Genomic DNA, 23,414 nt, shown 5'->3' on the forward strand with positions numbered 1-23,414 from the left:
AAAGGAAGAGACCACGTGGGAAGCAAGCTGAAAGAATTTGGAGTCATATTCTTCGTCATCAGCATCGTAGTCGCAATGGTCATCCCGTTGCCGGCAAGGCTGCTGGACGTTCTTCTGGTGATGAATATCTCTCTTGCCCTGGTCATCCTGCTCGTCTCGATGAACACCAAGGAAGCGCTGCAATTCTCCATCTTTCCGACGATGCTGCTGATCACGACGCTGTTTCGTCTGGCTCTGAACGTATCGACAACCCGGAATATCCTGAGCGAAGGGAAAAGCGGTAAGGTAATCGAAGCGTTCGGCAGTTTTGTCGTAGGCGGCAACGAAGTAGTGGGCTTTGTCGTGTTTCTGATCTTGATCGTGATCCAATTCATCGTCATCACCAAGGGGTCGGAGAGGGTCGCAGAGGTGGCAGCCCGCTTTACGCTGGACGCGATGCCAGGGAAGCAGATGAGCATCGACGCCGACCTGAATGCCGGGATGATCTCGGAAGCGGAAGCCCGCAGCCGCCGGCAAAAAATCGAGCGGGAAGCAGATTTTTACGGAGCCATGGATGGGGCGAGCAAGTTTGTAAAAGGGGACGCCATTGCAGGAATCATCATTTTTATTATCAACGTATTGGGCGGCTTCATTATAGGAATGGCAATTCACGGCATGGACTTTGCCACTTCGCTCAAGACCTTTACCAAACTCTCGATCGGCGACGCGCTCGTCGCACAAATTCCGGCTTTGCTGATCTCCACTGCCACCGGCATCATCGTGACCCGGGCCGCTTCGGAAGGCGGACTCGGCGACGATATTTCGGCGCAATTGTTTGCTTACCCCAGGCTGCTCTACATCGTTGCGGGCGTGATCGCGCTGCTCGGCATCGTCACGCCGATTGGTCCGCTGTCGACCATCCCTGTTGGACTGCTGCTGGCCTTTCTCGGCTGGCAGCTTGACCGGAGCAGAAAGACGCAGATGGTGGAGACGGCACTGCAGGAGGAAGAACAGCAAATTGAGGAAGTTCGCAGTCCGGAAAGCGTCGTCAGTCTGCTTCAAGTTGATCCGATCGAGTTTGAATTTGGCTACGGATTGATTCCGCTGGCTGACGCGAAGCAGGGCGGCGATCTGCTCGACCGGGTGATTATGATCCGACGCCAGTGCGCCCTCGAACTGGGAATCGTGGTTCCGGTCATTCGCATCCGCGACAACATTCAGCTCCGCCCGAATGAGTACGTGATCAAAATCAAAGGGAATCAGGTTGCTGCGGGCGAAATTTTGCTCGATCACTATCTCGCGATGAGCCCGGGTTTCGAGGATGATGCGGTTGTCGGTATAGAAACCACGGAACCGGCGTTTGGACTCCCGGCATTATGGGTAACAGAAGAGAATAAGGAGATTGCCGAACTTTCCGGCTATACGGTGGTTGACCCGCCGTCCGTGGTCGCGACACACCTGACCGAAGTGATCAAACGCCATGCGCACGAACTGCTTGGACGCCAGGAGACTCGCACCTTGATCGACAACATCAGGGAAACCAGTCCCGTCTTGGTCGACGAATTAATCCCGGGACTCTTGTCGATCGGCGAGGTGCAAAAGGTCCTGCAAAAGCTCTTGAAGGAAAAAGTGTCGATTCGAAATCTGCCGGCTATCTTGGAGGTGTTGGCTGACCACGCCATTTACACCAAAGACCCGGAAGTCCTGACGGAGTACGTCAGGCAGGGCATATCCAGGCAGATCACCCAACAGTATACCGAGCCAGGCCAGCCGCTTCGCGTCATTACGGCCGGACCGGCGCTGGAGAAGGCGATATCGGAACGAATCGAGCGAACGGAACAGGGAAGCTATCTGGCGATCGATCCCGAGACCTCGCAGCGGATCTATCACAGCATGTCGGAGGAGATCAGCAAAATGGTCAATTCCGGGCAGCAGCCGATCGTCCTGACTTCGCCAGCCATCCGCATGTATCTGCGGCAGCTGATGGAGCGCATGATGCCCGATGTCCCTGTGATCTCCTACAACGAGCTTGAGCCCCATATTGAAGTACAAAGCGTAGGGATGGTGAACTTGTCATGAGGGTAAAGCGGTATGTTGTCGATTCAATGCCGGACGCTTTGGAACAGATCAAGGTCGACTTTGGGAAGGACGCGATTATCCTGGGCACCAAACCGGTGAAGACCAGGGGGTTCCTCGGATTTTTTGGCAAGGAAAAAATTGAGGTAATCGCTGCCGTCGATCCCAAGCAGAACGATCAGCGACAGCAAAACGGGGCAGTCAGGAGTGCGCCTTCAGCCGCCGCGATGCCGGCGGCTGCGGCCAGGCAAGCTTACGGGCGGGGCGGCACCTCGGTGGCTGATCCTCCCAGGGTGCAGACCCCGGTTCAGACCGGACGCAAGCAGGAACCGGGCGCTGCGAAACCGCAGAGCGAGGAGTTGGTCAGCGAACTTCGCCAGATGCGCTCTTTCTTCCAAAAAATGTTGTTCCAAGAGGAAGCAAGCAGCACGCTGCCGCCGGCCTTTCTCGCCGTCAGGAATCGATTGCTGAATCAGGAGGTAGAGCGCGAGATCGTTTCAGAACTGTTGACCCGGCTTTTGGGGCAGTTTTCCGATCCGGTTTCGGCAAGCCGGGCTGAAGTGTTTGCCCGTGCCACGGAACTGCTGAAGCAAATGCTCGACAACAGTATGGCCAGGTCGCGGACGATCCCCCGTTCTGTCAAATACGCTTTCTTTTTTGGGCCGACAGGGGTGGGCAAGACGACGACCATCGCCAAGCTGGCTGCGGAGGCCATGCTCAAGGAAAGGCGCAGGGTCGGATTTATCACCTCTGACACCTATCGGATTGCGGCAGTGGAACAGTTGAAAACCTATGCCAACATTCTCAACGCGCCGCTCGAGGTTGTCTTCACTCCAGAAGAGATAGATGCGGCAAAGGACAGGCTCGGCGCCTGCGATCTGATTCTGGTAGACACAGCCGGACGCAACTACCGCAACGAAGAGTTTGTCCGCGAGATCAAAGCGCTCTTGCGCCGGGGGGAACAGTGCGAACATTACCTGACGCTCAGTCTTGCCGCAAAATACGAGGATACAAAAGCGATCATCGAGAATTTTTCCGACGTTCCCGTCAGCAAGGTGATTTTTACGAAATCGGATGAAACCAGTACGTACGGTTCTATCGTCAACGTCGCCTGTCGATTTCACCTTTCTCTCTCGTACATCACAACAGGGCAAAATGTGCCGGATGATATCGTCGAAGCAACTTCGGAGGTCGTAGCCAACTTCATTCTGGGAGACGATGCCGATGCATGATCAGGCCAAGCAGCTTCGCGAACGCCTATTCCTGCGAGAGGGAATGCGAAGGACCCGGATCGTTACGATCACAAGCGGCAAAGGCGGGGTCGGCAAGTCAAACTTCACATTGAATTTCGCTTTGGGACTGAAAGCCAAAGGGCAAAAGGTGATGATTCTCGACGTCGATATCGGATTCGCCAATTTGGATGTCTTGATGGGGATATCCCCCAAGCACCATTTGCTCGATCTGTTAAAGCCGGATAAAACAGTCTGGGATGTCGTCGAACGCGGTCCGGACGGGTTGGAGTTTATCGCCGGCGGCTCCGGGTTTACCCAATTAACGCAATTTGACGATGCGGATCTGTCCCGGTTTTTGGGCAAGATCAGCAGTCTGCAGGGACATGTCGATACCGTCCTGCTCGATACAGGCGGAGGAATCACCAATGAGTCGCTGCAGTTTATGCTCTCTGCCGATGAAGTCCTGCTGGTTACGACACCGGAGCCGACCGCCATCATGGACGCTTATGCAGTGATCAAAATGATTCATTCATACAACCCGCAAATGCGGATCCGAATGGTCATCAACCGGGTTGCTTCCGAACGGGAAGGCAAACAGACAGCCGACAAGCTGACATTGGTCGCCCGTCAATTTCTCGGGATGGAAGTGGAGACCTTGGGATACATAGCTGACGATATCCGGGTAGCAAAAGCGGTAAAGCAGCAGACTCCGTTTTTTCTTCTCTACCCCCAAACACAAGCGTCGAAAAGCATCTGTTCGCTGGTTGACGCCTATTTGCAGAAAGGGACAGAGGGGGCTCAGGCTCAAGGGGAAGGAATGGGCGGTTTTTTAACCCGGATAAAAAGATGGATTCGTAAGTGATGTGAACCGATAAGGAAGGGATTTGTCCGTCATGAAAAACATCCGTGTCCTCGTCGTGGACGACTCAGCCTTCATGCGTAAAGTCATTTCCGACATCCTGGGCAGCGATCCTTCCATCGAAGTGGCAGGCCAGGCCAGAAATGGCCAGGAGTGCCTGCAAAAAGTGAAAGAGCTCTCGCCCGATGTCGTTACATTGGATATCGAAATGCCCGTGATGAATGGCCTGGAGACATTGGAAAAGCTGATGAGCCTCTCCCCGCTTGCAGTGATCATGCTGAGCAGCTTAACTACGGAGGGGGCGGCAGCGACCGTTCAAGCACTGGAACTTGGGGCATTTGATTTTGTCGCCAAGCCGTCAGGCCCGATCTCACTTGATATACATAAAGTTGCGGATGAACTGATCGAACGGGTAAAGCTGGCGGCTGTCGCCAAGCGAAAGCCGTGGCAGGTTCCGCCGCCCAAGGCGCCCAAGCTGTACTCCCCTTTGCCCAACGTGAAGCCAGGCCGCAAAATCGTTGCCCTTGGCACGAGTACAGGCGGTCCCAAGGCACTGCAAAGTGTGCTCACGTCATTGCCCGCTTCTTTTCCCGCGCCAATCCTGATCGTCCAGCACATGCCGCAAGGCTTTACCAAATCACTTGCGCAGCGTTTGGATGCACTGTCGGCGATTCGCGTCGTGGAGGCCGCAGAAGGAGACGAGATCCTTCCGGGGACTGCGTATATCGCCCCCGGAGGGTATCACTTGCAGGTGAGAGAAAATGACGATGGCAGATTGTATGCCAGCTTGAATCAAAGCGAACCGCGGGGTGGGCTCCGCCCTTCTGTCGACGTGTTGTTTGAATCAGTTGGAAAGCTGCGAAACATAAAAAAATGGGCGGTCATCTTGACCGGTATGGGCAGCGACGGTACGAAGGGTTTAAAAATAATGAAGGAACAAGGAACGGTGACGAGCGTAATTGAAGCGGAATCCAGCTGCGTCGTGTTTGGAATGCCGCGATCAGCGATTCAGGCCGGTCTGGCGGACCAGATCGTCCCGCTGGAACAAATCGCTGAAACACTTGTACGAATTGTGATCTGACCGCGGGAGGTGGAAGGTATGGATTTAAATCAATACCTGGATATGTTTATCGAGGAATCAAAAGAACACCTGCAGGCGATTAACGCAAACCTGCTGCAGCTGGAAAACCAACCTGATGACGTAGCGATTGTCAATGAGATTTTCCGGTCTGCCCACACGCTGAAAGGGATGGCCGCCACGATGGGGTTTGAGGACATGGCAAGCCTGACGCACGAAGTGGAAAACGTCCTCGATCTGGTTCGCAACCACAAGTTGACGATCAACAGCAGCATCATGGATGTCATCTTTCAAAGTGTCGATTTGATAGAGACGATGGTGTACAACATCATTGACGGCGGTGACGGTTCGGCGGATGTATCTGAACCGGTGGCAAAACTGCGGGCGATCGTAGCAGGCGATCTGCAGGCGATCGCAAGCAGCCCAGCTGAGAAGCCAAAACAATCGGGCAAAGGAGACGCAGCGGATTCGGCAGATGGCCTGCGCCATTACCAGCTGGACGACTACGCGGTCTCCGTGATGAAGGAATCGCAGACAAACGGATACAACCTGCTTGGCATCCGGGTCAGTTTGCGCGAAGATTGCGTGTTAAAGGCGGCCCGCGCCTATATGGTCTTTGACCAATTGGAGGCGAACGGGGAAGTGATCAAATCGATCCCATCCGTCGAGGAGATTGAAAACGAACGCTTTGACACCTCTTTTGAGGTCGTGTACGTATCGATGAAGACGGAAGCAGAGGTGCGCTCCCTGATCGAGAGCATCTCCGAAATCAGCGATGTAGCGATTGAATCAATCAAGCTGCCAAGCCAAACCATTGAAGTCGTAAGCGCCGCCAAGGAGGCCGCAGCCTCCGCACCGGCAGCGCCCGGCAAAAAACCTGCCGAAACCGGTGCTGCTCCGGTGGTGAAACGGCAGGGCGGCAAGACGATCCGGGTGGATATCGAACGGCTGGATATCTTGATGAATTTGTTTAGCGAGCTGGTCATCGACCGCGGAAGATTGGAGCAGTTGGCGCGCGATCTAGGCAAGAGCGAGCTGCAGGAAACGGTGGAACACATGAGCCGCATCAGCGGAGATCTGCAAAACATCATCTTGACGATGCGGATGGTGCCGGTAGAACAAGTGTTTAACCGCTTCCCGCGGATGGTTCGCGACTTGGCGAAGGAATTGAACAAAAAAGTGAATTTGGAAATCGAGGGCGCGGAAACCGAGTTGGACCGGACCTTTATCGATGAAATTGCCGACCCGCTTGTCCACCTGCTGCGCAACTCGATTGACCACGGCATCGAATCGCCGCAGGTGCGCCTCGCTTCCGGCAAGCCGGAGGAAGGGACGGTCTCTTTGAAGGCTTATCACAGCGGCAATTACGTGCTGATTGAGGTAAGCGACGACGGGGCCGGGATCTCCAGGGACAAGATCCTGAACAAGGCAATCGAACGGGGCATCATCACATCGGCACAGGCGGAGGGCCTGAACGACAAACAGGTGTACGACTTCCTCTTCCACTCCGGGTTCAGTACGGCGGCAGTCGTCTCCGACATCTCCGGACGCGGCGTCGGCCTTGATGTCGTCAAGACGAAGATCGAATCCCTCGGCGGGTCGGTCAGCGTAGACTCGAAGCTGGGGCTGGGAACCACGTTCCTCATTCAACTGCCGCTGACCCTTTCGATCATATCGGCCATGTTGGTCCAAATCGGCAGTGAAAAGTACGCGGTTCCGCTCAGTTCGATCATTGAGACCGCCGTGTACCGCAAAGAGGAGATCATGATGGTTCATGGCCAAAAGGTGATCGATTTCCGCGGACGGGTCGTACCGCTCGTCATGTTGAAGGAGATCTTCTCCATTCCGAACCCTGCCGAAACGGATGACGTGTCCGTCGTCATCGTCCGCAAAGGGGATAAGATGGCCGGGATTGTCGTGGACTCCTTCATCGGGCAGCAGGAAATCGTCTTGAAGACGCTGGGCAAATACCTGACAAACGTATTTGCCATCTCAGGCGCGACCATTCTGGGTGACGGACAGGTGGCGCTGATACTCGATTGCAATATGTTGATTAGATAAAGAGGAGGGATTTTTCATGATAGAGCATAAAGAGCTTGAGGCAGAAGTGAAGGTCATCGTGTTCCGACTGCGGGACGAAGAGTACGGGGTAGAAGTCAGCCAGGTGAATTCGATTGAGAAGCTGGAACACATTACCCGTGTTCCGCGGACGCCAAAATTCGTCAAGGGCGTGATCAACCTGCGCGGCGTCGTCACGCCGATCATCGATTTGCGCAGCCGCTTTGGCCTTGAGGAGGGGGACTATACGGAGTCGACGCGGATTATTATCGTGGCGCTCGGCGAACTGGAAGTAGGTTTGATTGTCGACGCCGCGAACGACGTCATTGACATTCCGCAGAGCGCGATCGAGCCGCCGCCCGAAGTCGTAGGCGGAGTGAAAGCAACCTATCTGCGCGGGGTAGCCAAACTGGACAAGCGCCTGTTGATCCTGCTGAATCTGGACAAGGTGCTGAACACGGAAGAAATGAAACAGCTTGATGTCCTCGAGGTTTAAGTATGGCGAATCTTACGAAGCTTGACGCTTTTCAGCTTGACGTACTCCGCGAGGTAGGCAACATCGGTGCCGGGCACGCGGCTACGGCATTATCGCAGTTAATTCAAAAAAACATTGACATGAGAGTGCCCCAGGTAAACATTATTCCTTTTGATGAGATTGCCGAGTTCGTCGGCGGTCCCGAAGAAGTCGTCGTCTCGGTGTTTTTGCGGGTGGAAGGGGACTGTCCGGGAAACATGTTTTTTATCATCGATCTCCAATCTGCCCGCAATATGCTGTCTGAACTGCTCGGTCTGGAGCCAAAGGACGAGGGGGAGCCGCTGTCGGAAATAGAGGTTTCCGCGCTGCGGGAGATCGGGAACATTCTGGCCGGTTCCTACCTTTCCTCCCTTGCCGATTTTACCAAACTGGCCATGCAGCCCTCTGTACCCGCGCTGGCCATCGACATGGCCGGTGCGCTGCTCAGCCACGGGCTTACCCAGCTGGGACAGGTAGGGGATTACGCGTTGACGATCGATACCTTGTTTTTTGAGGGCAGCAAGGCGGTTCAAGGCCATTTCTCGCTGATTCCCGACCCAGGATCTTTTGAAAAACTATTTACTTCATTAGGAGTCCCGTTCGATGGAAATTATTAAAATTGGCATGGCTGACTTGGGGGTGGCAAAACCGCCGAGCCGACTAAGGACGACGGGCCTTGGTTCATGCGTCGGTGTCGTGCTCTACGACGACAGGCATAAGGTCGCCGGCATGGCCCACGTCATGCTTCCCCACTCAACACTTGGCAAAACGACTGCGACCAGCGTCGGGAAATATGCCGACACCGCGATTCCGGCGCTGCTTGAGCAGATGGAAACAGCCGGAGCCCATCTTCACCATACCGTCGCAAAACTGGCCGGAGGGGCCCAGATGTTCTCCTTCCTCTCCGGCAGTGATACGATGCGGATTGGGCCGCGGAATGTCGACGCCTGCAAAGAGATTCTCGCACAGAAAAACATTCCGATTGTGGCAGAGGATACAGGCGGCAGCTTCGGCCGAACCATCGAATTGGATGCGGAAACCGGAATGCTGATGATTCGCACAGTAAATCAGGGAACGAAGGAAGTTTGAGCGATGATCAGATCTCTTTCTATCAATCTGTCACTTGGCCTCACTGCCTTTTTCTTGACGTTCATATTTGCGCTCCCCGGCAATTTGTTCTCGGTTTCACTGGTGCGGGGCTGTTATGCGTTCGTCATCTTCTTTCTGGCTGCCTTTGCGGTGCGCTGGGCATTTCAGCTGATACTCGGGAAACCGCAAGAAGTGGAGAACACCGGCAATCGCATTGATCTGGTCACACCAGACGAGGTCACCTCTGACAAGGATGGAGTGGATCAGCCAATGCCGGCGAATGCTGAGAGAGGTGAACCTGCACCTGCACCGGAACCAAAAGAAGGGGATGATCAGTTTTCGCCGCTGCTGATTCCGCGGCTGGAAAAGCAGGATGACGCCTACCGGACGTCTGATCTTGTACATGCCATTCGACGATTTTCTGATGAGTAAAGGTGGTGTTTCGCATGGCCCGCGCAAGTGTTCGTGACAAAGCCAAAGAATTTGACAAGTGGGTTCTGTGGAAAGAGGAAGGCAGCAGGTCGGCTGAAGAAGAACTTGTCGAGCAGTTTTTGCCGCTGGTCAACAAGGTGGCAAACCGATTGTCCGTCGGGTTGCCGGCAAGCGTGGAAAAAGAAGATCTCATCAGTTACGGCCGCTTCGGATTGCTGGATGCCCTGGCGAAATTTGACCACACCCGCGGCCTTCAGTTTGAAACGTATGCGATGTGGCGGATCCGCGGCGCGATGATTGACGGCTTGCGGGAGGCAGATTGGATCCCCCGGACGATTCGCGACAAGGCGAAGAAAATCGAGGAAGCTCATACGGTATTGGAACAAAGCTGCCTGAGGACACCGACCGATCAGGAAGTGAGCGAGTATCTTGGCATCACCGAAAAAGAGCTCAGGCAGGTGTACTACGACACGTCGATTTCGACGATGATCTCCATCGACGAAGCTGTAGGGGATGAAGACGAGCAAAAAACCGCCCGCCATACTTACATTGTCGACGAAATGACGCCGGGGCCCGAGCGGGTGGCCGAACTGGGAAATTTAAAGGAGGTGTTGTCCCGCTCGATAGACAAGCTGCCGGAAAAAGAGCGTCTGGTCGTATCCCTGTTTTATTTTGAGGAGTTGACACTTACTGAAATTGCTGAGGTAATGAATTTATCCCCATCACGAATCTCCCAACTGCATTCAAAAGCAGTCTCTCGTCTGCGTTCAGCGCTGACACGGTGGAAAAGTCAATTGATGTAAGACATTACTTAACCCGGGAGGTAATGTATGCCGCAGCAACCCTTTCAAATTGAAGTGCATGTATCGGCCGACAAGCTTGCTGCAGACCTCATTTTGCGAGGAGATGGGAGCCAACTTTCTCTGACTGCCAATCAATTGATGACAGAGCTGCAAAAACATGAGGTCACGTACGGAATCATGCAGGATGTCGTCGAACGAATTTGCCTCTCTCCTCAGTCGTACATTGATGTCCCCGTCACCATAGCGGTCGGCAAGCCGCCGGAGAATGGAGTGGATGCACAAGTAGAGTACACCTTTGAACAAAAAACGGATGTCACGAAACCCAAGGAGCTGGATGGCGGGCGCGTCGATTTCTACAACGTCACCCAAATCGCCAACATTGTCCGCGGGCAGTTGCTGGCACGTAAGCATCCGCCCACCCCGGGGATCGACGGGGTTGGTGTTGACGGGGCGCCGATTGCGGCGAAGGCGGGACGGGATCTCCCGCTGAAAGCCGGAAAAAACGTGGTGCTTGACCAAACCAAGACCTTAATGTATGCGGCAATCGATGGACAAGCCTCCTTTACGGAAGGCGGCAAATTAAATATTTTTCCCGTGTATGAAGTAAACGGCGACGTCGATTTTAGCGTGGGCAATATCGACTTTGTCGGAACCGTTGTCGTACGCGGCAATGTCCCCAGCGGATTTCGCATCAAAGCCTCAGGGGATATTCGCATTTATGGCAGCGTCGAAGGGGCAGAACTGGAGGCAGGCGGCTCCGTGCACATCAAGAACGGAATTGCTGCGCAGGACAAAGGGCATGTCATCGCCGGACATGACATCGTCACGTCCTATATACAAAATGGCAACGTCACTGCCGGCAATGACATTACCGTTGCGCAGAGTATCATGTTTTCCCAGGTGCGAGCAGGCAGAAATGTCGTCTGCACGTCGACAAAGGGAAGCATTATCGGCGGGCTGACGCAGGCGGGGAAAATGGTTGTGGCACGCGTGATCGGCAATTCGAGTTCAACCCCGACCAGCGTGGAAGTGGGAGCCAAACCGGAAGTACGCAATGAAATGCAATCGATTTCAAACGAACTTCACAGCATGTACGAAACGCTGAAAAAGACCGATCAGGGCCTGGGTGTGATCGACAAAGTGATGAAAACGGCTGGTCAGCTTCCTCCCGACAAAAAATTGCTGCAGATCAAGTTAACCAACACGCGGATGACGCTGGAAAAACAGATCAAAGAGCTGGAAAACCGCTACAGGGAGCTGGAAGAGGAGCTTCGTGACGAGATACCTGCCGTTGTCGAAGCACAGGTCGTGATGTATCCTGGAGTTAAGCTGGTGTTCGGCAGGCTGGTGCGGTTTATCAAACAAGAGTTTTCCCGCTGCCGATTCCGCGTGCAAGATGGAGAAATCACGTTTACGCCGCTTGTTTGAAGTTTTTTTCCAAAGGAGATGACCGTTTGTGAGTCTCAAGGCCGTAGAGCTGCAAATTGCCATACCCAGGACGCAGGAGGTCAGCCGGATTCAGGATCAGCACCTGCAGCGTTCGATGCATGAACAGCAGGCTATGATTGCCGATCGCAAGTCGTTCGATGAGGCGATGCGTCAGCGGCCGACAGAGGTGACCGAATCCCACCCTTTAGAGGTCCGGGACAAACAGGAGAAACCGAAGAAGCGTCGGCAGGGTGAGGCTGGCAGCCGCGACCAGGCGGCAAACAAGGCAGCCGCAGGCTCGGAAACAGGACAGCCGGTCGATCCCGTTCGCGGCCGCCATATTGACATCACGCTGTAGCGCACGAAAGGTGAAGAGTAATAGATGGAGCAGCCATTTTATCTGCTGCTTGCGGCAGGAGTTCTTATCGTTATCGTATCGCTCTTTTTACCACGTCGGACACGCCGGGATTCCCGACAAAAACTGTTAGAACTGCAGAAGCAGCCGGAGCGCAAAGAACTGGAAATGACCCTGCAGCACTTTGTTGAGCAAGTAAAGGCAGACAATCAGCGGGCGATTGAAAACATGCGGCAAACCAAATCGGAACTGTTCTCGGAGGTGCGGGAACTGCGTGAACGGCTTCAAGTCCTCGAAGCAGAGATAGCTGAGCTCACCCGCAGCGGCTCCGCCGGGGCTGCGCCTGCGCCAGAGGAGCAGACAGATGAACCGACAGCGGCAGATGCGCTGCTTTTGCGGGAGCGTTATCGCCAGGCCTTCGATTTGAAAGCAAAGGGTCTGCCAATTGAGGAAATAGCCAAACAGCTGAGAGCAGGACAGGGTGAAATTGAGTTGATATTCTCGCTTGCCGCACCGAATGGTAGAGGAGGGTCCCATGGGTAGATGGCTGTTTGGCTTTGGGACCGGCTTGATTGCGGCGGCAGGCGTTTTGTACACGGGTTGGCTGGACGAAGAACCGGCAGGGGCAACGGAAGAAGAGCTGCGCCAAGCGGCGATGCAGCAGCAGCTCGTCCTGCTGTCTCAGCAGGAGTATGACAAGCTGCTCGAGATGAGCAAAAAACCGCAGCAGACTTTGGAAAAACCGCCAGTTCCCCCGGCGGATCAAGCGGGCCCACCTCAATCGCAGCCACAGGGGGACGCTTTGCCGAAGGAGACGGCCGCCAAGCCGGACGAGCCCAAGCCCGAGCTGGTCACGGTGAAGGTTACACCCAAGATGTCCAGTACCGCAGTCGCCCGAATGCTCGTCAGTGCGGGGCTGCTTGACGCGGAGAACCGCTTTGTCGACAAGCTGCGGGCCGAACAGAAACTCAACCGCGTTCGAACCGGGACCTACCAGTTCGCCAAAGGTACCAGTGTCGAGGAAATCATCCGCGTAATGACGACTCCCCCGCCAAAGTGAGGGGGATTTTTTACTGGATGCTTTCTTGCATTTGCAAAAACCATGTGTTATAGTTTTCTAGGTGTTAAATTCACACGTCTGCCAATTCCAGCGACGGTGCTACTTTTCCGGTAGTCTCGCTTTGGAAGATGCGGGAGGCGGAGGGGAGACACAACAAAACCAAATCAGAGGAGGTGTGACAATATGGCGGTAATTTCCATGAAACAACTGCTCGAGGCTGGTGTGCACTTCGGTCACCAAACTCGCCGTTGGAACCCGAAAATGGATCGCTATATTTTCACCGAACGTAACGGTATCTACATCATCGACCTGCAAAAAACGGTCAAAAAAGTGGAAGAAGCGTACAACTTCGTGCGCGATTTGGCTGCAAACGGCGGCAAAATGCTGTTTGTCGGAACCAAGAAGCAAGCTCAGGAGTCCGTGAAGGAAGAAGCTGAGCGCACAGGCCACTACTACATCAACCAACGTTGGTTGGGGGGAACCTTGACTAACTTCGCTACGATCCAAAAGCGGACAGCTCGCCTGGCTGAGTTGAAGCGGATGGAAGAGGACGGGACTTTTGAAGTCCTGCCGAAAAAAGAAGTCATCATTTTGCGCAAAGAAAAAGAGCGCCTGGAAAAATTCCTGGGCGGTATTGCCGAGATGCGCGAACTGCCGGACGCGCTTTTCATCATCGACCCGCGCAAAGAGCGCATCGCGGTTGCCGAAGCTCGCAAGCTTGGCATTCCGATTGTAGCGATTGTCGATACAAACTGTGACCCGGATGAGATTGATTACGTGATTCCAGGGAACGACGATGCGATCCGTGCCGTTAAGCTGTTGGCCGGCAAAATGGCTGACGCCCTCCTGGAAGGAAGCCAGGGCGGGGAACAAACCACGACGGCATAAGTAACGAGGGTGGACTGAGGGTTTCAGAACCCCGTCCACCTTTTTTTGCACCGTATCGCATTTCTTGCGCATTAGCTTGGAATAATCAGATGAGGAGGATTTTATCCATGGCAATTAGTGCTCAATCCGTAAAAGAACTGCGCGAAAGAACGGGCGCAGGGATGATGGACTGCAAAAAAGCGTTGGAAGAAACCAACGGAGATATGGAAAAAGCGATTGACTTGCTCCGTGAACGCGGCATTGCCAAAGCGGCGAAAAAAGCGGGACGGATTGCCGCTGAAGGACTGACGGCAACCGCTGTTTCGGGAAATGTAGGGGCGATTGTCGAAGTCAACTGCGAAACTGACTTCGTGGCGAAAAACCCGGAATTCCAAACACTGGTGAAGGACATCGCTGAGCATGTCGTCTCCCAGCGCCCCGCAACGGTAGAAGCTGCCCTCGAGCAACCGTTTAAAGGACAAGGCGAAAAACTGGCCCAAGTGATCAGCGAGAAAATCGCCACCATCGGGGAAAACCTTACGCTGCGCCGCTTTGCCGTATTGGAGAAGTCGGATAACGGCGTGTTTGGCGAATACCTGCACATGGGCGGAAAAATCGGCGTTCTGGTCGCACTCGAGGGTACTGACAACAAGGAGTTGGCAAGGGATATCGCCATGCACGCGGCAGCAGCCAACCCGCGCTATGCCAACCGTGAAGAAGTTTCCCAAGACGAGATCGACCGCGAGCGCGAAGTGTTGAAAAACCAGGCATTGTCCGAAGGGAAACCGGCCAACATCGTGGAGAAAATGGTAGAAGGCCGCCTGTCCAAGTTCTTCGAAGAATACGTGCTGGTTGAGCAGCCATTCGTGAAAGATCCTGACAAAAAAGTATCTGCTCTGTTGAAGGAAGCCGGAGCCAGCCTGAAAGCGTTCACCCGTTTCCAAGTGGGCGAGGGCATCGAGAAGAAGCAAGAAGATTTTGCTGCAGAGGTAATGGCGCAAGTCAACAAGCAGTAACGTCATACATCTTGTCCGAGAAGAAGTAGGGAACACCTGTGTGTTCCCTCTTTTTAAAAAAGCGTTCGAGAACTGATAGATGATGGGAGGCTTTTACTGATGCCACTTCCTGTATATAAACGTGTTGTGTTAAAGTTAAGTGGAGAAGCGCTGGCCGGGGAAGTTGGGTACGGAATTGACCCAAATGTAATCTTTTCCATTGCAAACCAAATCAAGGAAATTGTGGAATCCGGCGTGCAAGTAGCAGTTGTCGTCGGCGGCGGGAATATCTGGCGGGGATTGTCCGGAAGCTCCAAAGGAATGGACAGGGCAACTGCCGATTACATGGGCATGCTGGCAACTGTCATGAATTCGCTGGCCCTGCAGGACGGGCTGGAGAGCGTTAACGTCCCGACGAGAGTGCAGACGTCAATCGAAATGCGTCAGGTCGCCGAGCCATACATACGCCGTCGCGCCATTCGCCACCTGGAGAAAAACAGAGTGGTGATTTTCGCAGCCGGTACCGGCAATCCTTACTTCTCAACGGATACGACTGCGGCGCTGCGAGCTGCCGAGATCGAGGCAGAAGTGATCTTGATGGCGAAAAACAAAGTGGACGGGGTCTATACCGCCGATCCGACTGTCGACTCTTCCGCGAAAAAATACGATGAGCTTACCTTCCTGGAGGTTCTCAATCAGGGGTTGGGTGTCATGGACTCGACAGCATCCAGCCTGTGCATGGATAACCACATTCCGCTGATTGTCTTTTCCATCGAACAACCCGGCAATATTCGCCGCGCTGTGATGGGCGAAAAAATTGGAACGATCATTAAGGGGGATGCCTAATGCCACAATCCATTTTGAAAAATGCAGAAGAACGCATGTCGAAGGCGATCGCTACATTAAAGAAAGAATTGGCTTCGCTGCGTGCGGGTCGTGCCACTCCAGCCCTGCTCGACAAGGTTGTCGTCGACTATTATGGAACGCCAACTCCGATCAGCCAGCTTGCGAACGTCAACGCACCTGAGCCGCGCCTGCTGCAAATTCAACCGTGGGACAAATCGGCGATGAAGGACATCGAAAAGGCGATCATGCAATCGGACCTGGGGTTGACCCCGTCCAATGACGGCAATGTCATTCGAATTGCAATCCCGCCGCTCACGGAAGAGCGCCGCAAGGAATTGGTAAAAATCGCGAGCAAAGACGGCGAAGAGGCCAAAGTGGCGATCCGCAACATCCGCCGCGACGCCAATGAGGAGCTGAAGAAGCTGGAAAAAGCGGGAACCATCTCCGAGGACGAATCGCGCCGTCACCAAGAAACCGTTCAAAAGACGACAGACAAGTACATTGCAGATGTAGATAAACTGGTAAAAGAAAAAGAAAAAGATATTATGGAAGTCTAATCGGTCTTTTACCAGATGACGGATTTCCTTCCCCTCTGCAGGAGGGGGAGTAATCACGTCTACATCTCTCTTTCTGGGGGAACACTTTATGCTAGAACGACTCGGTCAATTCTTGACGAACAAGCCCAACGCAGCAGAAAGGCCATCCATTCCGGATCAGAACGGAGAGATTCCGCAGCATGTTGCCATCATCATGGACGGCAACGGAAGATGGGCGAAGCAGCGCAACCTGCCGCGCATCGCTGGACATCGCGCCGGTATGAAAACGGTGAAGGAAATTGTCAAGGCGGCGGATGGAATTGGCGTCAAAGTCTTGACCATGTACGCTTTTTCAACGGAAAACTGGAAGCGTCCGCGGGATGAAGTCGACTTTTTAATGAAGCTTCCGCAAGAGTTTCTCTCTACAGAATTGGAAGAATTAGTTGAACGAAACGTTCGCATTCGCATGGTGGGCAGTCGTGACAGGTTGCCTGACTACACGCTGTCTGCAATGGAATTGGCAGAGTCGAGGACCAAACAGAACACCGGTCTTAAGCTTAACTTTGCCCTGAATTACGGCGGTCGTACAGACATCGTGAAGGCTGTGACAGAGCTCGTCCAACTGGTTCAGGCGGGGAAGTTGAAGCCGGAACAGGTTGATGAAGCAGTGATCTCCCAGCATCTGTACACATCTGATATCCCAGACCCGGATCTTTTGATTCGCACGAGCGGCGAGATTCGGTTAAGCAACTTCATGCTGTGGCAAATAGCGTATACGGAACTGTGGTTTACTGATGTGCTCTGGCCGGATTTTACCATACAGCATTTCCATCAAGCTATCGCTGAATATCAAGGTCGAGCTCGTCGCTATGGCGGGGTTTGAGTCGAAGAGGTGGAACAAACTTGAAGCAACGTATGATCACAGGAGTCCTGGGGGGGATCATTTTCCTGGCCATGGTGTTTATGGGAGGGCTATGGTACTCCATCTTTATTCTTTTATTAGCCCTGATTGGCCTCTATGAGTTCTTGCGGATGGCAGGGTTCCGGCCGATGGGACTGCCTGGTCTCCTCAGTTACCTGTTATTGCTTGGCACGATCTGGCCTTTTCTTTTCTCAGGTACGTTTGCCGGCGTTGATTTTTCCAGCGTGTTGATGTCGATACTGCTGTTGCTGCTGTTTTACTCCGTGCTGAGCAAAAATCAACTTCACATCGAACACATCGCCCTGCTGGTTCTAGGGGCGTTATACATAGGATACGGTTTCAGATATATGGCAGCTACACGTGATATCGCTTCCGGCGATGTCGGATTGTGGCTGACCATTCTTGTCTTGCTCGGAATTTGGTCGACCGATTCGGGGGCTTACTTCGTCGGCCGGGCCATGGGGAAGCGGAAGCTGTGGCCAGCCATCAGCCCGAACAAGACAGTGGAAGGTTCGATCGGGGGATTGGTGATCGCCTTGATCGTGGTGGTAGGCGTCAATGCCATCATTGGGCTGCTTTCCTTCGGGCACGCTGCGGCGATCGCTTTCATTACGGCGATTGCCGCCCAGATGGGAGATTTGGTTGAATCTGCGATGAAGCGGCACTTCGGCGTCAAGGACTCGGGACGAATTTTTCCCGGACATGGAGGCGTTTTGGACAGATTCGACAGCTTTTTGTTTGTATTTCCCATCTTGCATTTGCTCCATCTGTTATAACAGCCAAAAGTGATCAGAGGAGAAACACGAATAACGGGAAGGAGTGAACCGGGTGAAAAAGATCGCCTTGCTCGGCTCGACAGGTTCAGTCGGTCAGAATACACTTGAGGTAGTGGCACAGCAGCCTGATGAATTTCAAATCGTGGCGCTGGCCGCCGGGAGCAACATCCGCCTGCTGCAGGAACAAATCAGACAGTATCGGCCGGAAGTGGTATCGGTGGGTTCCAAAGAGCTGGCCGACGAGCTTCGCCACAGCCTCGGAGCGTCGTACAACCCGGAGATCGTCTACGGTGAAGAAGGGCTGCTGCAGGTGGCCAGCCATCCATCAGCCAACTTTGTCATGACAGCAGTGGTAGGCAGCGTAGGGGTGTCGCCGACACTGGCGGCGATTGAAGCGGGCAAGACCATTGGACTTGCCAACAAGGAGACCCTCGTCAGCGCCGGCCACATTGTCATGGAAGCAGCCAAAAAGCGTGGTGTAGACATCATACCGGTCGACAGCGAGCATTCGGCCATTTACCAGTGCCTGCACGGGGGACGGCGTGAAGACGTGGCGAAGATCATTCTTACCGCATCGGGAGGTTCCTTTCGCGACCTCACCCGCGAACAGTTGGCTGACGTTACGGTTGCCGACGCCCTCAATCACCCAAATTGGAGTATGGGTGCAAAAATTACGATCGATTCGGCAACAATGATGAATAAAGGGTTTGAGGTGCTGGAGGCCCATTGGCTGTTCGACCTTTCCTTTGACCAAATAGAGTGTGTGCTCCATCGTGAAAGTATCATACACTCTATGGTAGAATACAAAGATAGAGCCGTTATCGCGCAGCTGGGGACTCCGGACATGAAGGTGCCGATTCAATACGCTCTTGGCTACCCGCGGCGGCTCAGCCTGCAGACAGAGCCGCTGGATCTGATCAAGGCGGGGACCCTGCACTTCGCCCAGCTGGATTTCGGCCGTTTTCCGATGTTGAAACTGGCGTATGAATGCGGCCGGTTGGGCGGTACGATGCCCACTGTATTAAACGCGGCCAACGAGGTGGCGGTCGCGCGTTTTTTGCAGGGTGAGGTCACGTTTTTGCAAATCGAACAGATCGTCGAATCAGTCTGCGAGAACCACGAAGTCGTCCATCATCCGACGCTGGAAGCGATTCTTGCGGCAGACGCATGGGCGAGGCAGGCGGCTGCACGGTAACTGCGGCAGACTGATCCGGCGATACCATTTGGAGTGAAAGGTGGATAATCCCTTTGCCTATACCTAGCTTAAACTCATTGGGGACCATACTCGCAATTGTCGTGGTGTTTAGCTTACTGGTGCTGATTCATGAGCTGGGACACTTCCTGCTCGCGAAAAGGGCCGGTATTCTTTGCCGGGAGTTTGCGCTGGGGATGGGGCCGAAGTTGTTTCGTTTCAAACGGGGGGAGACAGAGTATACGATTCGCCTGCTCCCGATTGGCGGGATGGTGCGGATGGCTGGCGAAGATCCGGAGATGGAGTTGGTCAAGCCGAACATGGAGATCGGTGTGCAGCTTGACAAGGCAGGTCGCGTGTGCCGCCTGTACCCGGAGCCGCAAAAAGCCGATCAGTCAAATCTCCTCCGCGGGACAGTCGTCCGCAGCGATTTGGAACGCCGTTTAACCATAACGTTGGACATCGCGGGAGAGCAGCAGACATTTGCTGTCGACCCGGCGGCCAATCTGATCGTTGACGGTCATGAAGTGCAGATTGCCCCGCTAAACCGGCAGTTTAAGGGGAAGACGATACTGCAGCGTTTTTGGACGATTTTTGCCGGTCCGGCGGCGAACTTCCTGCTGGCCTTTGTCTTGTTCGCAGCGGCCGGTTTATTATATGGAGTGCCTTCCGACAAGCCGATCATCGGCGAGGTCAAGGCGGGCGGCCCGGCCGCGATGGCGGGGCTGCAGGAGGGAGACCGCGTCATTTCCATCCAGGGCAAGCCGGTCTCTACCTGGAGTGAGATCGTCCAGACGGTCAGCAGTTCTCCCGGCAAGACGCTTGTCTTTGTGATCAGCAGGGATGGGGTGGAGAAGTCCGTACCTGTCCACATCGGGGAAGAAGACCAGATGGGCAAGATGATGGTGTACCAGCCGGTTACCTACTCGCCGGTTGATGCGGTGATCGGCGGAGCCAAGGAGACATACGGCTACACGATGCTCATTTTGAAGGGGCTCGGGCAGTTGTTTACCGGCGCGGTCGGGATGAAAGACTTGAGCGGTCCTGCGGGGATTTTTGTCATGACGGGCAAATTTGCCCAGGAAGGGATCGAAATGCTGATGCGCTGGGCGGCCCTGCTTAGTGTCAACCTCGGACTGTTCAACCTGCTGCCGCTGCCGGCGCTGGACGGCGGCCGGATCGTCTTTTTGCTCATCGAAGCGCTGCGCGGGCGGCCGGTGGATCCGAACAAGGAAGGGATGGTCCACTTCCTGGGATTCGCCTTTTTGATGCTGTTGATCCTGGTTGTGACGTGGAATGATTTGCATCGCTTTTTCTTTTAGCGGTAGATAGGTACTGAGAAGGAAAAATTCTAGAAAGCCCAAAGGGGTGCCTGACATGTTTACACGTGAGGAGACAAAACCGGTATTCGTAGGGGACGTTCAGATCGGCGGGCAGAAGAGCGTCGTCATTCAATCGATGACGACTACAGATACGCGCGACGTCGAAGCCACGTTGGAGCAAATCAACCGATTGAACGACGTGGGTTGTCAAATTGTTCGTTTGGCTGTGATCAATGAGGATGCAGCGCGAGCGATTAAGAAAATCAAAGAGCGTTCCCCGCTGCCGCTCGTCGCTGACATTCACTTTGACTATAAATTGGCCCTAATTGCCCTGGAAAGCGGAATTGACAAGATTCGGATCAATCCCGGCAATATCGGCTCAAAGGAAAAAACCAAGGCCGTGGTGGAAGCATGCCGCGAACGCAACGTGCCGATCCGGATCGGCGTCAACTCCGGTTCGGTAGAAAAACGCCTTCTGGAAAAATATGGATATCCAAGCCCGGAAGCGATCGTCGAGAGCGCGATGGATCATGTTCACATCCTCGAGGAACTGAACTACGACAACATTGTGATCTCGTTAAAATCGTCTGATGTCCCGACGATGATTCAAACGTACACGCTGATGGCCGAAAAGCGGAACTACCCGCTTCACGTCGGCGTGACGGAAGCGGGGACGCAGTTTGCCGGCAGCATCAAATCGGCTGTGGGGATTGGCACCGTTCTGGCGGCGGGGATCGGCGACACGATCCGCGTGTCGCTGACCGCTGATCCGGTGGAAGAGATCAAAACGGCCAAGCAGATCCTGCGCAGTCTTGACATCGTCAACAACGATCCGATCGTCATCGCCTGCCCTTCCTGCGGTCGCTGCGCGATCGACCTGATCGGTCTGGCAACCAAAGTGGAAGAGGCCGTCGCGACGATTAAAAAGCCTCTGAAAATTGCCGTCATGGGCTGTGCAGTCAACGGCCCGGGCGAAGCTCGGGAAGCGGACGTCGGGGTAGCCGGCGGCAACGGAGAAGGACTTATCTTCCGCAACGGAGAAATTGTCCGTAAGGTAAAAGAGAATGAACTGTTCGAAGAATTGATGAAAGAGATTCATTCCATGGTCTAACGAGAAGTGCCGCCAGTTAAGGAGCCCCCTCGTCGGGGACCACGTTACTGGCTCGCATAGATGTATGATCGACGTAGTGTCACCAGTTAAGGAGGAACCCTGTGTGTTGAAGCAAAGTCAATTACTCATCCCCACGCTTCGCGAAGTGCCTGCAGACGCTGAAATCGCCAGCCACAAATGGCTGCTGCGGAGCGGACTAGCCCGCCAGCTGGCTTCCGGCGTGTACACCTATCTGCCGCTCGCCCTGCGTGTCATCCACAAGATTCAGGCGATCGTTCGCGAGGAGATGAACCGCTCGGGCGCCCAGGAGCTGTTGATGCCGACGGTTCAACCGGCAGAACTGTGGGAGCAAAGCGGCCGCTGGGAAGCATACGGACCGGAATTGATGCGGCTTCGGGACCGCCACGACCGCCCGTTTGCTCTGGGACCGACCCATGAAGAGGTGATTACCAGCCTGATTCGCGACGAGGTGAACTCGTACAAAAAGCTTCCGCTCAATTTATATCAGATTCAAACGAAGTTTCGCGATGAAGTGCGGCCTCGTTTCGGGCTGATCCGCTGCCGGGAGTTCATCATGAAGGACGCGTACTCCTTTGACACTTCGCAGGAAGGGCTGGACAAGAGCTTCAACGCGATGTTTGATGCCTACACGCGGATTTTCACCAGGGTCGGGCTGAACTTCCGGGCGGTCGAAGCGGACGCCGGGTCGATTGGCGGGACGGGAACCTATGAATTCATGGCCCTCTGCGAGATCGGTGAAGACACGATCGCCTACTCAACAGACGGCACTTATGCCGCCAACCTGGAAAAAGCGGAGGTCGTTTACAAACCGTCCGGCAAACAGCCGGAGGGGACAGTACCGCCTGCGGAGAAGATTCATACTCCAGGCGTTCGGACAATCGAGCAGCTCACCGCAAGCCTCGGGGCAGCCGCCTCTGCGATCATCAAGAGCTTGCTGTACCGGGTGGACGACCGATTTGTCCTGGTGCTCGTTCGCGGCGACCACGAAGTAAACGAAGTAAAACTAAAAAATCTATACGATGCTGTCGATGTGCGCTTGGCGACTGAGGAAGAAGTTCGCCGCCTGGTGGGAGCTCCCGCAGGTTTTGTCGGACCGGTCGGCATTGTGTCGAAAGAAGTAGAGATCATCGCGGACAACTACGTTCAGGACGTGTATGACGGCGTAGCCGGCGCCAATGAAGCCGACTACCATCTGAAACACGTCGTGCCGGGCCGTGATTTTCAGGTTGCCCGCTATGCCGATTTGCGCAATATCGTCGAAGGCGATGACTGTCCGCGCGGCGGCGGCAAGATCGCTTTTGCCCGCGGCGTCGAAGTTGGACATGTCTTTAAACTCGGCACCAAGTACTCCAAGGCGCTGGGGGCGACTTTCCTCGACGAAAACGGCCGCGAACAGCTGATGATCATGGGTTGTTACGGCATCGGGGTATCCCGTACACTGGCCGCTGTCATCGAACAGAATCATGACGAGAACGGCATTATCTGGCCTGTTTCAATCGCGCCGTTCCACGTGCACGTGATTCCCATCAACGCCAAGGTGGAAGAACAGCGCAAAGTAAGCGAGCAGATTACCGAAACCTTGACGGCAGCGGGGCTGGAGGTCCTGTATGACGACCGTCCGGAACGCGCCGGTGTGAAGTTCAAGGATGCTGACTTGATCGGACTGCCGCTGCGCATCACGGTTTCCGACAAAGCACAGGAGGGCCATGTCGAGGTCCGTGTCCGCCGCACAGGCGAAACCCACGAGGTTCCGGTGAATGAGCTGACCAGCTTTGCCCGGGATTTGTTGGCAAAACTGGATGCACAGCCAATCGCCTGAGTCAAGCAGGAATCGTGGATAATTTTGTCGAAAAACGAAGAGGT

24 protein-coding genes are annotated in these 23,414 nt (G+C 54.4%); all 24 read left to right on the forward strand.

Annotated features, from left to right (window positions below; translation table 11 throughout):
• Positions 1–15: 15 nt before the first annotated feature.
• Complete coding sequence (flhA, locus tag HGBM_RS00445) at positions 16–2,058, forward strand: flagellar biosynthesis protein FlhA (RefSeq protein ID WP_019119134.1); 2,043 nt, start codon at positions 16–18, stop codon at positions 2,056–2,058.
• Positions 2,055–3,287, forward strand: a complete 1,233-nt coding sequence (gene flhF, locus HGBM_RS00450) for a flagellar biosynthesis GTPase FlhF (protein WP_019119135.1) — start codon at positions 2,055–2,057, stop codon at positions 3,285–3,287. Before flhA ends, flhF begins: the two co-directional genes overlap by 4 nt.
• Entirely contained in the window at positions 3,280–4,149 is an 870-nt protein-coding gene (locus HGBM_RS00455; protein WP_019119136.1) for a MinD/ParA family protein, read from the forward strand. Before flhF ends, HGBM_RS00455 begins: the two co-directional genes overlap by 8 nt.
• Before the next feature lie 31 nt (positions 4,150–4,180).
• On the forward strand, positions 4,181–5,227 hold the full coding sequence (locus HGBM_RS00460) for a protein-glutamate methylesterase/protein-glutamine glutaminase (protein ID WP_019119137.1): 1,047 nt from the start codon (positions 4,181–4,183) through the stop codon (positions 5,225–5,227).
• Positions 5,228–5,245: 18 nt separating this feature from the next.
• Entirely contained in the window at positions 5,246–7,285 is a 2,040-nt protein-coding gene (locus HGBM_RS00465) for a chemotaxis protein CheA (RefSeq protein WP_019119138.1), read from the forward strand.
• A 16-nt stretch (positions 7,286–7,301) separates the two neighbouring features.
• Positions 7,302–7,778: a chemotaxis protein CheW gene (locus tag HGBM_RS00470; RefSeq protein ID WP_019119139.1), complete on the forward strand. Its 477-nt coding sequence runs from the start codon at positions 7,302–7,304 to the stop codon at positions 7,776–7,778.
• Between the two features lie 2 nt (positions 7,779–7,780).
• Positions 7,781–8,413, forward strand: a complete 633-nt coding sequence (locus tag HGBM_RS00475) for a chemotaxis protein CheC (protein WP_019119140.1) — start codon at positions 7,781–7,783, stop codon at positions 8,411–8,413.
• Entirely contained in the window at positions 8,400–8,885 is a 486-nt protein-coding gene (locus HGBM_RS00480; RefSeq protein WP_019119141.1) for a chemotaxis protein CheD, read from the forward strand. The genes HGBM_RS00475 and HGBM_RS00480 overlap by 14 nt, the downstream gene beginning before the upstream one ends.
• Positions 8,886–8,888: 3 nt before the next feature.
• Complete coding sequence (locus HGBM_RS26135) at positions 8,889–9,317, forward strand: hypothetical protein (RefSeq protein WP_019119142.1); 429 nt, start codon at positions 8,889–8,891, stop codon at positions 9,315–9,317.
• 14 nt (positions 9,318–9,331) lie between these two features.
• The gene (locus tag HGBM_RS00490) at positions 9,332–10,120 is read left to right on the forward strand and encodes a FliA/WhiG family RNA polymerase sigma factor (protein WP_019119143.1); all 789 of its coding nucleotides are present in this window, start codon (positions 9,332–9,334) and stop codon (positions 10,118–10,120) included.
• A 27-nt stretch (positions 10,121–10,147) separates the two neighbouring features.
• Positions 10,148–11,548 (forward strand): flagellar assembly protein A, encoded by a 1,401-nt coding sequence (locus HGBM_RS00495; RefSeq protein WP_019119144.1) that lies wholly within the window; start codon positions 10,148–10,150, stop codon positions 11,546–11,548.
• Between the two features lie 28 nt (positions 11,549–11,576).
• Entirely contained in the window at positions 11,577–11,906 is a 330-nt protein-coding gene (locus tag HGBM_RS00500; RefSeq protein WP_019119145.1) for a hypothetical protein, read from the forward strand.
• A 24-nt stretch (positions 11,907–11,930) separates the two neighbouring features.
• On the forward strand, positions 11,931–12,446 hold the full coding sequence (locus tag HGBM_RS00505; RefSeq protein ID WP_019119146.1) for a DUF6115 domain-containing protein: 516 nt from the start codon (positions 11,931–11,933) through the stop codon (positions 12,444–12,446).
• Positions 12,439–12,963 (forward strand): hypothetical protein, encoded by a 525-nt coding sequence (locus HGBM_RS28690; protein WP_019119147.1) that lies wholly within the window; start codon positions 12,439–12,441, stop codon positions 12,961–12,963. The genes HGBM_RS00505 and HGBM_RS28690 overlap by 8 nt, the downstream gene beginning before the upstream one ends.
• 183 nt (positions 12,964–13,146) lie before the next feature.
• Positions 13,147–13,851 carry a 30S ribosomal protein S2 gene (gene rpsB / locus HGBM_RS00515; protein WP_019119148.1) on the forward strand — a complete coding sequence of 235 codons (705 nt, stop codon included), beginning with the start codon at positions 13,147–13,149 and terminating at the stop codon, positions 13,849–13,851.
• 107 nt (positions 13,852–13,958) lie between these two features.
• The gene (tsf, locus tag HGBM_RS00520) at positions 13,959–14,846 is read left to right on the forward strand and encodes a translation elongation factor Ts (RefSeq protein ID WP_019119149.1); all 888 of its coding nucleotides are present in this window, start codon (positions 13,959–13,961) and stop codon (positions 14,844–14,846) included.
• 99 nt (positions 14,847–14,945) lie between these two features.
• The gene (gene pyrH / locus HGBM_RS00525; protein WP_019119150.1) at positions 14,946–15,671 is read left to right on the forward strand and encodes a UMP kinase; all 726 of its coding nucleotides are present in this window, start codon (positions 14,946–14,948) and stop codon (positions 15,669–15,671) included.
• Positions 15,671–16,228: a ribosome recycling factor gene (gene frr / locus HGBM_RS00530; protein ID WP_019119151.1), complete on the forward strand. Its 558-nt coding sequence runs from the start codon at positions 15,671–15,673 to the stop codon at positions 16,226–16,228. Before pyrH ends, frr begins: the two co-directional genes overlap by 1 nt.
• Positions 16,229–16,316: 88 nt before the next feature.
• Positions 16,317–17,090 (forward strand): undecaprenyl pyrophosphate synthase, encoded by a 774-nt coding sequence (locus tag HGBM_RS00535; protein ID WP_019119152.1) that lies wholly within the window; start codon positions 16,317–16,319, stop codon positions 17,088–17,090.
• Positions 17,091–17,110: 20 nt separating this feature from the next.
• Positions 17,111–17,905: a phosphatidate cytidylyltransferase gene (locus HGBM_RS00540; protein ID WP_019119153.1), complete on the forward strand. Its 795-nt coding sequence runs from the start codon at positions 17,111–17,113 to the stop codon at positions 17,903–17,905.
• A 52-nt stretch (positions 17,906–17,957) separates the two neighbouring features.
• The gene (locus tag HGBM_RS00545; protein WP_019119154.1) at positions 17,958–19,100 is read left to right on the forward strand and encodes a 1-deoxy-D-xylulose-5-phosphate reductoisomerase; all 1,143 of its coding nucleotides are present in this window, start codon (positions 17,958–17,960) and stop codon (positions 19,098–19,100) included.
• 53 nt (positions 19,101–19,153) lie between these two features.
• Complete coding sequence (gene rseP / locus HGBM_RS00550; RefSeq protein ID WP_035286180.1) at positions 19,154–20,419, forward strand: RIP metalloprotease RseP; 1,266 nt, start codon at positions 19,154–19,156, stop codon at positions 20,417–20,419.
• 55 nt (positions 20,420–20,474) lie between these two features.
• On the forward strand, positions 20,475–21,530 hold the full coding sequence (gene ispG, locus HGBM_RS00555; RefSeq protein ID WP_019119156.1) for a flavodoxin-dependent (E)-4-hydroxy-3-methylbut-2-enyl-diphosphate synthase: 1,056 nt from the start codon (positions 20,475–20,477) through the stop codon (positions 21,528–21,530).
• A gap of 106 nt (positions 21,531–21,636) precedes the next feature.
• Entirely contained in the window at positions 21,637–23,370 is a 1,734-nt protein-coding gene (locus HGBM_RS00560) for a proline--tRNA ligase (RefSeq protein WP_026074103.1), read from the forward strand.
• The last annotated feature ends 44 nt before the right edge of the window (positions 23,371–23,414 follow it).

This window comes from Brevibacillus massiliensis (genome assembly GCF_000311785.1).
In the GTDB taxonomy this organism is placed as follows: domain Bacteria; phylum Bacillota; class Bacilli; order Brevibacillales; family Brevibacillaceae; genus Brevibacillus_C; species Brevibacillus_C massiliensis.